The 14805-nt window shown below is 44.5% G+C and carries 4 protein-coding genes; 1 reads left to right on the top strand and 3 read right to left on the bottom strand.

Annotated features, from left to right (window positions below; translation table 11 throughout):
• Positions 1 to 3: 3 nt before the first annotated feature.
• Positions 4 to 897, top strand: a complete 894-nt coding sequence (locus AC59IL_RS32080) for an aldo/keto reductase (RefSeq protein WP_496556344.1) — start codon at positions 4 to 6, stop codon at positions 895 to 897.
• Between the two features lie 152 nt (positions 898 to 1049).
• Here the strand turns inward: AC59IL_RS32080 and AC59IL_RS32075 are convergent, their stop codons facing one another.
• The 3 genes from AC59IL_RS32075 to AC59IL_RS32065 form a co-directional block, all read right to left on the bottom strand.
• Entirely contained in the window at positions 1050 to 5480 is a 4431-nt protein-coding gene (locus AC59IL_RS32075; RefSeq protein ID WP_496556343.1) for a PKD domain-containing protein, read from the bottom strand.
• Between the two features lie 215 nt (positions 5481 to 5695).
• Entirely contained in the window at positions 5696 to 10123 is a 4428-nt protein-coding gene (locus AC59IL_RS32070) for a T9SS type B sorting domain-containing protein (protein WP_496556342.1), read from the bottom strand.
• A 187-nt stretch (positions 10124 to 10310) separates the two neighbouring features.
• Positions 10311 to 14783, bottom strand: coding sequence for a PKD domain-containing protein (locus tag AC59IL_RS32065; RefSeq protein WP_496556341.1), 4473 nt, complete (start codon positions 14781 to 14783; stop codon positions 10311 to 10313).
• Positions 14784 to 14805 lie beyond the last annotated feature (22 nt).

Raw genomic sequence — 14805 nt, 5'->3', positions numbered from 1 at the left:
GGAATGCAAAAGATTTATCTCAGTGATTCGGGCCCGAAAGTGTCGCCGGCCATTTATGGTTTTTACAGATGGAACGAAGTAGGGGGCGATGCCGCCCAAACCATGGAAAAGATCGTTAATTTATGTCTTGAATTAGGCATCAATACATTTGACCATGCTGATATTTACGGCGATTACCAGTGCGAAGAACTGTTTGGTAAACTGATCAACCGCAAATCGTTTAAACGTGAAGATATTGTTCTGTTTTCAAAATGCGGGCTGGTTGAGCCTCACGCCGAAAATCCTGCAATTCGGGTAAAACATTACAACACCTCAAAAGAACATATTCAGAAAAGCGTAGATAATTCATTGAGAAAACTGCGTACCGATTATATCGACATATTCCTGCTAAACCACCTCGATCCGCTGTCGAATGTTGAAGAAACAGCGCTTACTTTACAAAGATTGAAAGAGTCGGGCAAGGTAAAAAACATCGGTGTAGTGAATTTTACGGTGTTTCAGCACCAGTTACTGGCCTCTCTGTTACGCACCCCCATTGTTACCAATCATATTGATCTGAATCTGCTGAATACGGCTGCGCTCGACAACGGACAGCTGGATTATATCAAACAACGGTATATGCGTCCGCTGGCTTCATCGCCACTGGCTGCCGGCCGCATTGCCAACGGAACCGATGAACAGGCGGTTAAAGTGCGGTCGAAGCTACAGGAGATCGGCCGTAAATACAATGCCGATATTGAATCCATTGCCGTTGCCTGGCTGGTAAAGCTCGGCGCCCTGCCGCTGATTGGCACCATCAATGAACAGCGCATCAGAAATATTGCCAACGCATTTTCGATCGACCTCGACCACCAGGACTGGTACGAATTGTATGCCGCTTCGCGTGGAGAGCTGTAGCAGTCAATGGGCAATAAGCAATTGACAATAAGCAATAAACATAAGAGTGAGCAGTTTCAGGTTACAGGTTTCAAGTCCCTGTAACCTGAAACTTGTAACCTGTAACTCGCAACCTGGTAACTGGTAACGGGTCACCAGAAACCGGTAACCAATTATCTTAATAACGTTACAGTTCCTTTCCGTGCAAACTGTCCGCCCGAGGGGCATTCCAGCTCGGCAAAATATACGTAAGTGCCTTCTGCTGCCGGATAGCCATTGAAATTACCGTCCCAGCATAACGAACGGTCGCCGGCAATAAAGTTGTTGCGCTCATATACTTTTTGTCCCCACCGGTTATAAATCACCAGGTGTTTTATTATTGAAATTCCTTTAATAATAAACACATCATTTACACCATCGCCATTGGGTGTAAATCCATTGGGTATAGCTACACGGCCTTCATCACAAAATATTTTTACAGTCATATTGTCTGAAGCCTTGCAGCCATATTGATTTTGTACCGTAATGGTGTAAGTGGTTTGCGCCTGCGGCGTACTTACCGGATCGGTACAGTGGGTACAACTAAGATAAGTGGCCGGTGTCCAGTTCCAACTGATCACATCGGGGCTGCCGGTGACATGAAGCTGAGCTTTTTCTCCTACCCAAACTTCAACATCGGTACCCGCTTCAACTGATGGTAATGGTAATATGCCTATGGTTACTTTTGCCGTATCGGTAAAACAATGGTATTTATCTGAGCCGGTAACGGTGTATTCGGTGGTTTCAGCGGGTTGGGCTACCGGGTTTGCAATTTGCGTGTTGTTTAATCCTGAAGTATTATTGATCCAGTTATATAATTCAGCGCCGGTGGCCTGTAATTGAACTGTATTGCCTTTACATACCGAAGTATCTGCATTTACACTTACAGTACCCGGTTGTATAACCGTCACTGTAAGCGGGGCCGCGCTGTAACAGCCAATGGCATCTGTAACTTTTACCGTATAGCTGGTGGTTGTTGCCGGCGATGCTGCAGGAGTGGCCGTATTGGTGTTGCTTAATCCGGTGGCGGGCGACCATTCATACACACTGCCTCCGCCTGCCTGTAAGGTTACAGAAGAACCCAAACAAACAAGTGGTTCAGCCGGTGATAACGTAATAACCGGATTTGCATGAATGTTTATTTTATCAGTCAGTGTAGTGGCGGCGGTGCATCCATTGGGCGTTTCTTTCATCAGCAACATCGGTGAATAAATACCGGGCACATTATATTGATGGGTGGCAAAACTATCAGCCGTTTGTACTACGCTGCCATCGCCAAAATCCCACACATACGAAGCGGTGCTTTGAGTCGAAGCGTTCAGCGTTATCATATGCCCTATACAGCCTTCCGTTGAACTGGTTTGCACATCGGGCTCCGGTTCTTTTATAAATACCGAATCAATATAGGTGCCTGTTAGTCCATTGGGGCCGTATACAAACAAATTAATGATGTATTTGCCGGCCTTTTCATAAATATGAGAAGGATAATTTACATTTTCAAGCGTACTGCCATCGCCAAAATCCCATATTATTTTTGTATAGTTGATCGAGGTATTATTGAATCGCACCAGTACCGGCGGACAACTGCTGGCTGTAATGAAAGAGGTTGTAAAGTTGAATGCTGCATTAAAATTATTTACCACAATCGTCTGCGTATATTCCGACGAACAGGGGTTGGTGGCGTCAGTTGCTACCAGCTTTATAGTATAGGTGCCTGCCTTATCGAATGTATACGACGGGCTATAACCTGATGAAAATGGCACGTCGTTAATGTACCACTGGTAGGTTGTATTAACAACACCGTAGGTATTGGTATTGTTATAAAAATAAACAGTGCTGTTTAACGATACATTGGTTCCCGACGCCCAGAAATATGCTTTTGGTCCTAATGCATTTACTGAAGTGGTTGTGCTGGATGCGGAACATCCGGTGGCGTCTGTTACTTTTAAACTAACATAATAATAACCGGGATTTGAATAGGTATGCGAAACCGTTCCGCTTTGCGTACTGGTTTGGCCATCGCCGAAATCCCACCGCCAGCTTTGGATGGTGGTGTTGGCAACTTTAGATGTATCTTTTAATACCACCGGGTTTTTAAAACATACATTATTGGTTACTACTTCAAATCCGGCCGTGGCGCTTTTTATTTGTAATGGAACATAATTGGTAGTATCGTTACACCCAAAGCCATACGAGGTTGAAATGGCTCTTAAGTTCTGTTTTGCCTTATCAAACAATGTAAGGGAGCCGTTAAAGGTATTGCTCCAGTACCAGTTGTTTGAATTAACTGATATGTAAGAAGTACTTCCGTCGCCGTATTGAAAACTTAAGTAATAATCAGCGGTCCAGATACTGTTATTCTGTGGGTTCTTATCAAAAGGCGACACATTAATGTTAAGTGTGCCATCTGCGCATATGATCGTTTTATCGGCCGTAAGCACGGGGTTTTGTTTAAGCAACACCCGGGCGATGGTGCTGGTAGTTATCACACAGGTATTATTGGTCGCAGAAAGAGACACTGTATAAGTACCGCTTTTAGTATACGTGTGGGTGATAGTAGTTTGGCCGGGCGCCGTGGTGGCTGTACTGCCATCGCCAAAATTCCATGTAATGCTGGTAGCGTTATCTGTTTGCTGGGTGAAAGTAACATCGCCCCTGGTGCCATTACAGGTATTGTTAACCGACAATATATGAGGGAAGGGGGGAAGCACCTTTATATAATTTGTCTTTATTACAGTATCGGTGCACGACCCGTTATAAACAATCAGCTTAATGGTATAAGTACCTTCCTTTGAATATGAATGCACTGCTGCTGAACTATAGTAGAAGCCACTATACCCATCTCCAAAATCCCAGGTATAGCTTAATGAAGGCCATCCCTGCGGTGGCGTTAGGCTCGCAGTGAATATAACGTTGTTATTGCCGCACACCTGTGTTTGCGACGCGGTAAAATCGGCTTCGGGCTTTTTATAAACGGTCATTGAATTATAGTACGCTGTGCCTGTGCAGCCGGCCCGGGTAGTATAATTTAAGCTAACCTGGTAAGTGCCGGGTGTTGTATAGGTATACGACGGGGCTGCGCTGGTTGATGAGTTGCCATCGCCAAAATTCCACTTATACGAAACAATGGGGTCAGATGTGTTGGCTGTAAAACTACATGATAAGGTTCCACAGCCACTGCTGTTATACGTTGTAGGGAAAATGGTTACATAGGGCTTAATGGTTTGAAAATATTTCGAATAGCTGCTGCTGCAACCATCGGTATTGGTAACCTTAAGGTATACAATATAACTGCCATCTGTGGTATAGGTATATACAGGGGCCTGTACTGTTGACTGTACCTTTGGCTGATAATAATTATAATTGAAATCCCATTCCCATTTAACGGCGGTAGGTGTTGTGTCTTTAAATGAAACTTTGGTTGGGGCTCCGCACGAGTCTTTTGTTTCCATGATAAAATCACGCAGGTTGGGAATGTCTTTTACCGATACCTGGTGAACCGCCGAATCGGCACAGGTGCCGAAGGTGTTTAATAGTTTAACGGTATACGTGCCGGGTGTATAAAATGAATACGAAAGATAGTTGCCGTAATAACCGGCGTAGTTATCATCTACCTTCCATACCGAGTAGGTAGGAACGGGCGTGCTTTTTCCTGTAAACGTTGCAGAGCTGTTTTTACAAATGAGCGATGGTACATCAAATTCGGTGCTGTAACTGGCTACATTCAGGTAATTGGTTTGGATGGAAGAGGCCGTACATCCTTCTGAACTGTTTACTGTGAGTTTTACGGAATAAATCCCTTTTTTATTAAAAGCATGGGCAGGATGTGTTGCTGCTGAGTTAGTGCCGTCGCCAAAATCCCAGGTATAGCTTAATGTACCCGGACCGTTGCTGTTGTTCGTAAATTGTACCGCATCGGTTTCCTTACACAATACTCTTTTGTCGGAAGAAAAACCTGCAATAAGTGACGGTAAAATCTGTACAATATCTTTTTTTTGTACTGTATTATAACAGCCGAACGAATTGGTAACCGTTAACATTACAGTGGCTTTCTGAACCATGTTGTAGGTATGCACCTGACTGCTGCCATAACCCTGCTGCGTAATGCCGTCGCCAAAATCCCAGTAATAACTTGCTATGGAGCCGCTGCCGGCCGAGGAATTGCTGGTAAACGTTACCGGTGCCGGCAGGCAGCCTTTAACGGTATTGGCTGTAAAATCAACGGATGGTTTTTTATAAACGGTAATTGTTTGTGTTTTCTGTGCAATTTGACTGCCATCTTCAACTGTAAGTGTAACTGTATAGTCCTGTTCGTTAATGAAAATAGCACCGGGGTTAGGAATGGTGGCGGTATTGCCGTTGCCAAAATTCCATTTATAAACAGCGTTGGCCGAAGCGCCCGTGGTTTTATTGGTAAATGATACAGAAAGGGGGGAGCAGCCGCCGGTTTTATCAACCGTAAAATCGGCTTTTAACTGCGCATAGCCTGTAAGGCTGCATATACACAGGAAAAATACAATATGTAAAAAAGCAAGATTAGCTTTGGTACTACGCTTAATGCACATCGGTTTAGGGTTGCCGCCCTCTGGTTTCAACCAGCAAAATTAGCTGATGAACGTCGCATTCGCAACACCGGTGGTAATAATTTTGGTGAATGGTCAATGGTCAATTGTGAATCGTGAAACGGCAAACGTGAAACGGCAAGGCACTTTGCTATAACCTGTCAACTGTGTCAACCAGTTAACTTTTCAACTTGTTAACCTCAACTTTCTGCTAACCACTACCTCAGCAACGTTACTGTTCCTTTGCGGGTAAATTGTCCGCCCGCGGGGCACTCCATTTCTGCAAAATATACATAAGTGCCTTCTTCTGCCGGATAGCCATTCAATTTGCCATCCCAGCACAGCGAGCGGTCGCCTGCAATAAAATTGTTGCGTTCATATACTTTTTGTCCCCAGCGGTTATATATGATCAGGTGCTTTACGATCGAAATGCCTTTAATAATAAATACATCATTAACGCCATCTCCGTTTGGTGTAAAACCATTGGGAATGGAAACATGGCTTTCTTCGCACATTGTTTTTATGGCAATGCTATCGGTGGCCTTGCATCCATACTGGTTTTTCACTGTTATGGTATAAACAACTGAGGCATGTGGAGTGCTTACCGGATCGGGGCAATTGGTACAACTCAGATAAATTTGGGGCGTCCACTTCCAGTTAACCACATCATTGCTGCCGGTTGCATGCAGGGAAACCGGATCACCGGCCCATACTTCAACATCAGCTCCGGCCTGTATGGCAGGCAGGGGCAGTGCTTGTACAGTGATCGATGCCGTATCGGTAAAACAGCGGTATGCATCTGAACCGGTAACGGTATATTGCGTGGTTTCAGACGGTTGAGCAACCGGGTTAGCAATTTGGGTATTACTTAATCCTGCAGTGTTATTGATCCAGGTATACAATTCAGCCCCTGAAGCCTGTAATTGCACTACATCACCTTTACAAACAGAAGTATCGGATATTACACTTATTGTAACCGGTTGTATCACTGTTACTTTTACCGTGCCGGTACTATTGCATCCAATGGCATCAGCAACTTTTACGCTATACAGCGTGGTTTCAACGGGCGTTGCCACAGGTGAGGCTGTATTTGGATCGCTTAAGCCGGTTACGGGCAACCATTCATAAACGTTACCACCACGTGCCTGCAGGCTGGCATAGGCGCCCAAACAAATAACAGGGTCAACGGGTGTTATGGTTACCACCGGGTTGGCATGAATGTCAATTTTTTCAGTCAGGGTGGTGGCCTTTGCGCAGCCGTTGGTAGTTTCCTTCAATAGCAACGTGGGCGAATATACGCCGGGCCACCTATATTGATGGGTAGCAAAACTATCTGCTGTTTGCAGCATGCTGCCATCGCCAAAGTCCCATATGTATGAGGCGGTATTTTTGCTCGTAGCATTCAGGGTTACCATATGCCCGATACAACCTTCGGTTGAACTGGTTTGCACATCGGCCTGCGGTTGTTTTATAAACAGCGAGTCAATATAAGCACCTTTCAGTACGGTGCCTACGTATACATACAAGGTAATAATGTATTTACCTGCTTTTTCATAAATATGTCTCGGATAGTTTACATTTTCGAGCGTGAAGCCATCGCCAAAATCCCATTTAATGTTTGTATAATTAACAGAGGTATTGGTAAATCGTACCAGTACGGGCGGACAATTACTGGCGGTGATAGATGACGTAGTAAAGCTGAAAGCATAATTAAAATTATTTACTACAATTTGCCGGGTAACTTCGGATAAGCATTGCGACGTAGCGCCGGATGCTACCAGCTTAATGGTGTAGGTGCCGGGCTGTTCGAATAAATAAGATGGACTATTTGCCGAAGAAAACGGAACACCGTTAATGTACCACTGATAAGTTGTATTGTTTACTCCATAGTTGTTGGTCGTATTATAAAAATAAACGGCAGTATTTATATTTACATTCGTTGCCGAAGCTGTAAAGTCGGCTTTGGGGCCCAGCGCATTTATTGTTACGCCTGCAGTAGCAGTAGAAGTACAACCTGCTGCATCGGTTATTTTTAAAGTTGCATTATAAGCGCCGGGGCTGGTATATGTATGCGAAACAAATCCTCCGTTTTGCGTACTGGTTTGTCCGTCGCCAAAATTCCACAGCCAGCTCTGTATAGTATTGTTATACGTTTTGGAAGTATCTTTTAATTCCACCGCGTTTTTGTAACATACATTGTTTGTTACCACCTGAACCCCGGCTGAAACTCCTTTGACCTTGTAAGTTATATAGTTGGAAGTATCCCTGCACCCAAAGTATACCGAAGAGGTAATCACTCTTAATTTTTGCTTTTCTTTTTCAGGGTTCCACACTATGCCTTCGTATACGTTTGTCCAGTACGGGTTGGTTGTATTGATTGCTCCTGCATATAAACTTCCATCGTCGTACTGAAATTGAAGTGAATAATGTGGGGACGATGGGCTGCCCATTGGATTTAGTTCATAGCTGGTAACTTTAACGGGGAGCCCTTCGCCTATACATATAGCTGCTTTATCGGTTGTTAACAATGGCTTTTGTTTCAGCAGAATAGAAACCGGTGTACCGGAACTTGCCGGGCAGGTACCCAGGCTTGTTGAAAGCGTTGCCGTATAATTTCCGGTACTGGCATATGTATGTGTAATAGTTGTTTGCGTTGCAGCTGTGGTTACCGGTGGTGTACCATCACCAAAATTCCAGGTAATATTGGTCGCATTACCGGGGGTGGCATTGAAAATTACTTCGCCACGTGTTCCATTGCAGGTGTTGGAACTCCAGAGATACATTGGGTCGGGGGCGGCAAGTACTGTAATGTAATTGATTTTTGTTATCGTGTCGGAACAGTTACCATTGTAAGCAATAAGTTTAACCGTATAAGTTCCCGGCCGGCTGTACAAATGCTGCACCACCTTATTAACGTTATAACTAACTCCGTCGCCGAAATCCCAAAACAAGCGTAAATCTGTATAGCCCTGATCGGGTGTTAGCGTTGTAGTGAATACAACTGAGTTATTGGCGCATAATGTGGTTCGCGAAGCTGTAAAATCAATGGCCGGTTGCTGGTAAACATTTATCCCATTGAAATACGCAGTGTTTGTGCAGCCGCTTTTGGTTGTATAAGTCAATTTTACCTGGTAATTGCCTGGCTTAATATATGTATGAACAGGTTCTGCATCGGTATATGTGCTGCCATCGCCAAAATTCCAGTTATACGAAACAATCGGTTCCGTTGACGATGCTTTAAAACTGGTTGTTAACGTTTCACAAGCGCTGTATACGGGTGATTTAGGAAATATGGATACATCGGGCTTTATAGTTTTAAAAGATTGCTGAATGCTGTTGGTGCAACCTGCTGCAGTTGTAATCTTAAGTTGTACTGTATAACTGCCATCATTCGTGTAAATATATGTGGGAGCCTGCAGGGTAGACTGAGGTGTGGTAAGTGGAATCATGAAATTCCAGTTCCACTTTACCGCTGTTGAAGTTGTATCCCTGAAGTTAACGGTAACAGGAGCGCCGCAGGAGTCTTTTATATCTATTATAAAACCTCTCAGATCGGGAACCTTATTAACCATAACCTGCTGTACCAGGGAATCGGTACAGGTTCCAAATGTGTTGGTTAGTTTAATGGAATACGTGCCCGCCGTATTAAATGTATAAAAGAGTGTGTTGTTGTAACCGGCTGCAGTACCATTTATCTGCCATTCCGAGGTGTTGGGGGCAGGGGTGCTTTTGCCTGTAAACGTAGTACTGCTTCTTTCGCAAATAACCGGTGGTATATCAAAGGCGGTGCTGTAACCGGCAACATTAATATAACCGGGTTGAACAGAAAAGGCTGTACATCCTTCAGAATTGTTTACGGTAAACTTAACTGTATAAATGCCCTTTTTATTATATACATGCGCGGTATTGGTTGTTGCTGCTGTAGTGCCATCGCCAAAATCCCAGGTATAACTTAACGTACCCGGGCCGTTGCTGCTGTTGGTGAATTGTACTGCATCGGTTTCTTTACATAATATCCTTTTATCGGCGCTGAAGCCGGCAATAAGCCCCGGAACCAGTTCTACAATATCTTTTTTTTGTATCATGTTGTAACAGCCATAGCTGTTGGTAACAGTAAGGCTTACTGTTGCCTTCTGAACCAGGCTGTACGAATGCGCCTGACTATTGCTGAATCCCTGCTGTGTAGTGCCGTCGCCAAAATCCCAATAGTAGCTGGCGATGGTACCATCGCCGGGCTCCGCATTGCTGGTAAACGTTACCGGCGACGATAAACATTGTTTAGCAAGAGGAGTAGTAAAATCAGCTGCAGGTTTTTTATAAACTGTAACAGATTGTGTTTTTGCTGAAGTTTGCGTACTATCCTGAACGGTAAGTGTAATCGTATATGCTTGTTCATTAATAAATATCGCACCGGGATTGGGAGTGGATGCCGTATTACCATTGCCAAAATCCCATTTATAGGTTGCATTCGCCGAAGCGCCTGTTGTTTTATTGGTAAATGATACGGTAAGCGGAGAGCAGCCGCCGGTTTTATCAACCGTAAAGTCGGCTTTTAATTGTGCCAGGCCGGTGAGGCTGCATGAACATAATAGAAAGAATATATGTAAAAAGATAAGATTTGATCGACTGTTGCGATTAATGCACATCGGTTATGGGTTGTTGAAAGTACAGGAATGGCTATACCTGTATCCCGGATTCTGCCGGCAAGATAATTGATGCCAATGGCATTCGCAAATTAATCACGTTACAGGTTACACGCAGCAGGTTACAGGGAGCATCAGGTATAATCACTTCGCGTTAATTGCCTGAAATCTGTAACCTGAAACCTGCAACCTATCTAAGCAAGGTTAACGTTCCCTTACGGGTGAATTGTCCCCCGCCGGGGCATTCCAGTTCGGCAAAATAAACATAGGTTCCTTCTGCTGCCGGGTAGCCATTGAAGTTACCGTTCCAGCATAATGAACGGTCGCCTGCTATGAAGTTGTTACGTTCGTATACTTTTTGTCCCCACCGGTTATAAATCACCAGATGTTTTACTATTGATATGCCTTTAATGATGAATACGTCGTTTATGCCGTCGCCATTAGGCGTAAAGCCATTGGGAATGGCTACGTGGCTTTCATCGCACAATGTTTTTATGGTAATGCTGTCGGCAGCTTTACAACCGTATTGGTTTTTTACGGTCACGGCATAAGTAACCGGCGCCTGCGGCGTACTTACCGGATCGGTACAACTGGTACAGCTGAGCCAGGTTCCGGGCGTCCAGTTATAACTGATCACATCATTGCTGCCGGATGCGTGTAAAGGTACCGGTGTACCGGTCCATACTTCCACATCGGTGCCTGCGTTCACTGCAGGCGATGGATTTACCTGTATGGTTATGGCAGCGGTATCGGTAAAGCAATAATGGGCATCGGAACCGGTAACCGTATATTCGCCGGTAACAGGGGGAGTGGCTATAGGATTGGGAATATTTACATTATCAATGCCGGTGGTATTGTTGATCCATTTATACACTTCGGCTCCGGTTGCCTGAAGCTTTACGGGTTCACCTGCACAAATGCCGGTATTGCCGGTTACCGAAACGGTAACCGGTTGTATAACAGTAATGGTTATATGGCCGGTGTTTTTGCAGCCGATATCGTCGGTTACATTTATTGCATAGGTGCTGGTTTGTGCCGGCGATGCCACCGGGTTGGCTATTGCGGCATTGCTTAAGCCGGTGGCGGGTAGCCATTCATATAGTATTCCGCCGCTTGCCTGCAATGCAACAGAAGATCCCTGGCAAACAAAAGGATCGGCAGGGGTGATGATTACCGTTGGATCGGGCCGTATATTGATTTTGTCAGTAGGCGGGGCCGAACCTGTACATCCGGTGGCCGGGTCTTTCATGATCAGTGCCGGCGAATACAGGCCTGGTGTTGCATACTGATGGGTGGCAAAGGTATCGGTGGTTGATACAATGCTGCCATCGCCAAAATCCCAAACATAGGTGCCGGTATTGGTGGCTGCCGCCTGCAGGGTTATGGCATGCCCTATACAGCCTTGGGTTGAACTGGTTTTAATGCTTGCTTCGGGTTGCTTTATGATAATTGAATCAATATAAGTTCCTTTTATTCCATTGGGCGCGGTTACATACATCGTTATAATGTATTTGCCTGCTTTTTCGTAAACGTGGCTGGGTTGGGCTACATTTTCGATGATAGTGCCATCGCCAAAATCCCAGGTAATACCGGAATAATTTTGCGAAGTATTGTTAAAGCTTACCAACACCGGCGGACAACTGTTGGTCGTTATCATCGTAGTGGTGAAGCGGAAGCCTGCATTAAAATTATTTACCACAATTACCTGGGCAGCGGTTGAGCTGCAACCCGAAACGGTATCGGTGGCTATGAGATTTAACGTATAGGTGCCTGCCTGATTAAAGGTATACGATGCATTGAAGTCGGTTGAAAATGTAATTCCATCTACCTGCCACTGCCAGGTAGTGGCGGGGAGGTTGCTACCGGTGGTAATATTGGTACAGGTAACAGTGGTTGCCAACGGTACATTGGTGCCCGAAGTAGTAAAGGCCGACTGAACGCCGGAAACTTTTATGGGAGGAAGGTAACCGGTGGCGGCAGCTGCACAACCGCTGTTATCTACGACTTTTAATGATACCCAATAGGTGCCGGGGGCTTTATAACTGTACGCAACATCACCGTTGGGTCCTCCGTAAATATGATGGGCGCCGCCATCGCCGAAATCCCAATGCCATTCTTTGATGGTACCGCCAATACTTTTCGATGTGTCTTTGAAAATAACCGGACCATTGTTGCATACACTATTTGAACTTACCTGAAACCCGGGTACCGGCCCTTTAATTTTAAGGGGAACATAATTGGTTGTGTCGGTGCACATAGTAGTGGAACCAACCGAGGAAAGAAATGAGTTGGTAATTATGCGCAGATCTTCCTTTCCTTTTTCAAAATAATTGAGCGTAATATCATACGTGTTTTCAAAATGAATAAACGTATAATTCATGTTGAAATTAGAGCTTCCGTCTTTGTGCTCAATTTTGTTTATCCAGTAATTGTACTGGTTGTTGGTGTAAGGGTTATTTTCAAGATTTGAAATGGTGACCTTTAAAGGTCCTTCGGAGCATACTTCGGTAGCGCTTGCTGTGAGTACAGGATGTTGTTTTAACAATACATAGGCTATGCCCGAATCGCGTACAGAGCATTGTCCGTTGGTGGTGGTAAGTACTACTTTATACGAACCTGTGTTGGCATAGGTGTGTGTAATAACAGGCTGATCGGTTGTAAGGGTAGTGGTGCTGCCATCGCCGAAATCCCAGGTCCAGGTTTGTGCTTTTATTGAGTTTTGTGTAAATGTAACAAGGTTCCTCAACCCATCGCAGGTATTGGCGATGGAAGATATTTTGGGCACGGGGGGAAGCACCTTAATAAAGTTTGTTTTTGTTAATGTGTCGGGGCAATATCCATAACCGGTAACTATTAAGGTAACTGAATAAGTACTGTCTTTGAAATACTGATGATTAACATTCGATGAGTACTGCATACCCGTATTGGTGCCATCGCCAAAGAACCAATAGTAATAAAGGGCGCTGTTGGCGGGAGTTACATTTGCCGAAAGGGTCATTGGTGTATTACCGCAAACAGTACCTGCCGAAGTGAAAATATCATTTATTACCGGCCGGGGATTTATGATGAAGTTAGTAATATAAGAAGTGCCTGTACAACCGTTTTGAAGGGTATACGTTAACGATACCTGATAAGTACCCGGACTGGTATAAACATGTACAGGTTTAGCATCGGTTGAAGTAGCGCCATCGCCGAAGTTCCAGTTATACGATACAATGTTAACCGTGCTGGTTGAGCCAAAACCAATCTGGTATCCGGTGCAATTGCGGTACGATTGCCAGGGATCATCGGGATTGGTTGCATATATGTTTACTTCGGGGCCGCGCACGTTAATGTACTGCTGAAGATCTTTGCTGCAGCCATCGGCATTGGTTACATTGAGGTAAACAATGTAGTTGCCTTTTTGAGTATAGTTTTTAACCGGCGCCTGTACATTCGATGTCGTATTGCCCGAAAAGTCGAAAAATGTCCATGTCCATTTTACTGCATTGGCCGTTGTGTCTTTAAATGCCACATCGGTAGGAGCGCCACATATATTTTTCATTTCGGCCAGAAATCCCTGTGAATTGACTTTTTGTTTGATACTTACCTGCTTTGTTACAGAATCGATGCAGGTGCCAAAAGTGTTTATGAGTTTGATGTTAAAGGTGCCGGGGATATAAAACCAGTAATACAAACTGCTGTTATCGTAGTAGGTCTGCTGATTGTTTATCTGCCACGAATAGTTATTGGGGGCAGGTGTGCTGGTATTATTAAAGATGCCATTCTGTTCGGTGCAAATGAGCGGTGGTACGGCAAAATCCGATTTAAAGGTGGCAACATTCAGGTAATTGGTTTGCGTGGTGGTGGCTGTACAACCATCCGAACTGTTAGCCGTTAATTTTATGGTATAGATCCCCTTTTTGTTGAACGTGTACCGGGGATCTTTTTGGGTAGAAGTATTGCCATCGCCAAAATCCCATATATAGTTTAAAGTACCGGAACCGGTACTTGTATTGGTAAATGTTACAGGATCGGTTTCATGGCATAGAACTGTTTTATCGGCCGAAAAACCTGCTTTTAAAGCAGGCAGGCTGGTTATCATATCCTTTTTGGTAAGCGTGCTGTAACAGCCGTAGCTATTGGTTACAGTAAGGTTCACAGAGGATGTTTGTACCTGGGTATAGTTATGGGGCACGCTGCTGCCGGCGCTTTGCTGGGAGTAACCATCGCCAAAGTCCCAGTAATAACTGAAAATGGAGCCGCTGCCTGCCTGTGAATTACTGGTAAATGTTACCGCAACAGGGATGCACCCTTTTTCAACAGAAGCCGAAAAATCAATTACCGGCTTTTTATAAACGGAGATGGTTTGTGTTTTGGTTGAAGTTTGCGAGCCATCCTGCACGGTAAGTGTAACCGTGTATGTTTTTTCATCGGTATAAACAGCACCGGGATTTACTATAGCCGATGTATTGCCATTGCCAAAATCCCATGTATAAATAGCATTGGCCGAAGCGCCTGAGGTTGTATTGTTGAATGATATTACAAGCGGAGAACACCCACTGGTTTTATCTGCAGCGAAATCTGCTTTTAACTGAGCATAGCCGTTTGACCAGGCAACAGATAAAAGAACACATATATGTACAAATACCAGATTAGTTTTGGCACTACAATAAATGCGCATTGTTTAAGGGGTAATGCGTGTT

It is taken from the genome of Niastella sp. sgz303648, from assembly GCF_059587045.1.
This window is presented reverse-complemented; position numbering and strand designations above follow the sequence as displayed.

Excerpts from the sequence above, each read along its gene's own strand:
- AC59IL_RS32070 (WP_496556342.1), bottom strand. The coding sequence starts at position 10,123 with ATGTGCATTAATCGCAACAGTCGATCAAATCTTATCTTTTTACATATA.
- AC59IL_RS32075 (WP_496556343.1), bottom strand. The coding sequence starts at position 5,480 with ATGTGCATTAAGCGTAGTACCAAAGCTAATCTTGCTTTTTTACATATT.
- AC59IL_RS32065 (WP_496556341.1), bottom strand. The coding sequence starts at position 14,783 with ATGCGCATTTATTGTAGTGCCAAAACTAATCTGGTATTTGTACATATA.
- AC59IL_RS32080 (WP_496556344.1), top strand. The coding sequence starts at position 4 with ATGCAAAAGATTTATCTCAGTGATTCGGGCCCGAAAGTGTCGCCGGCC.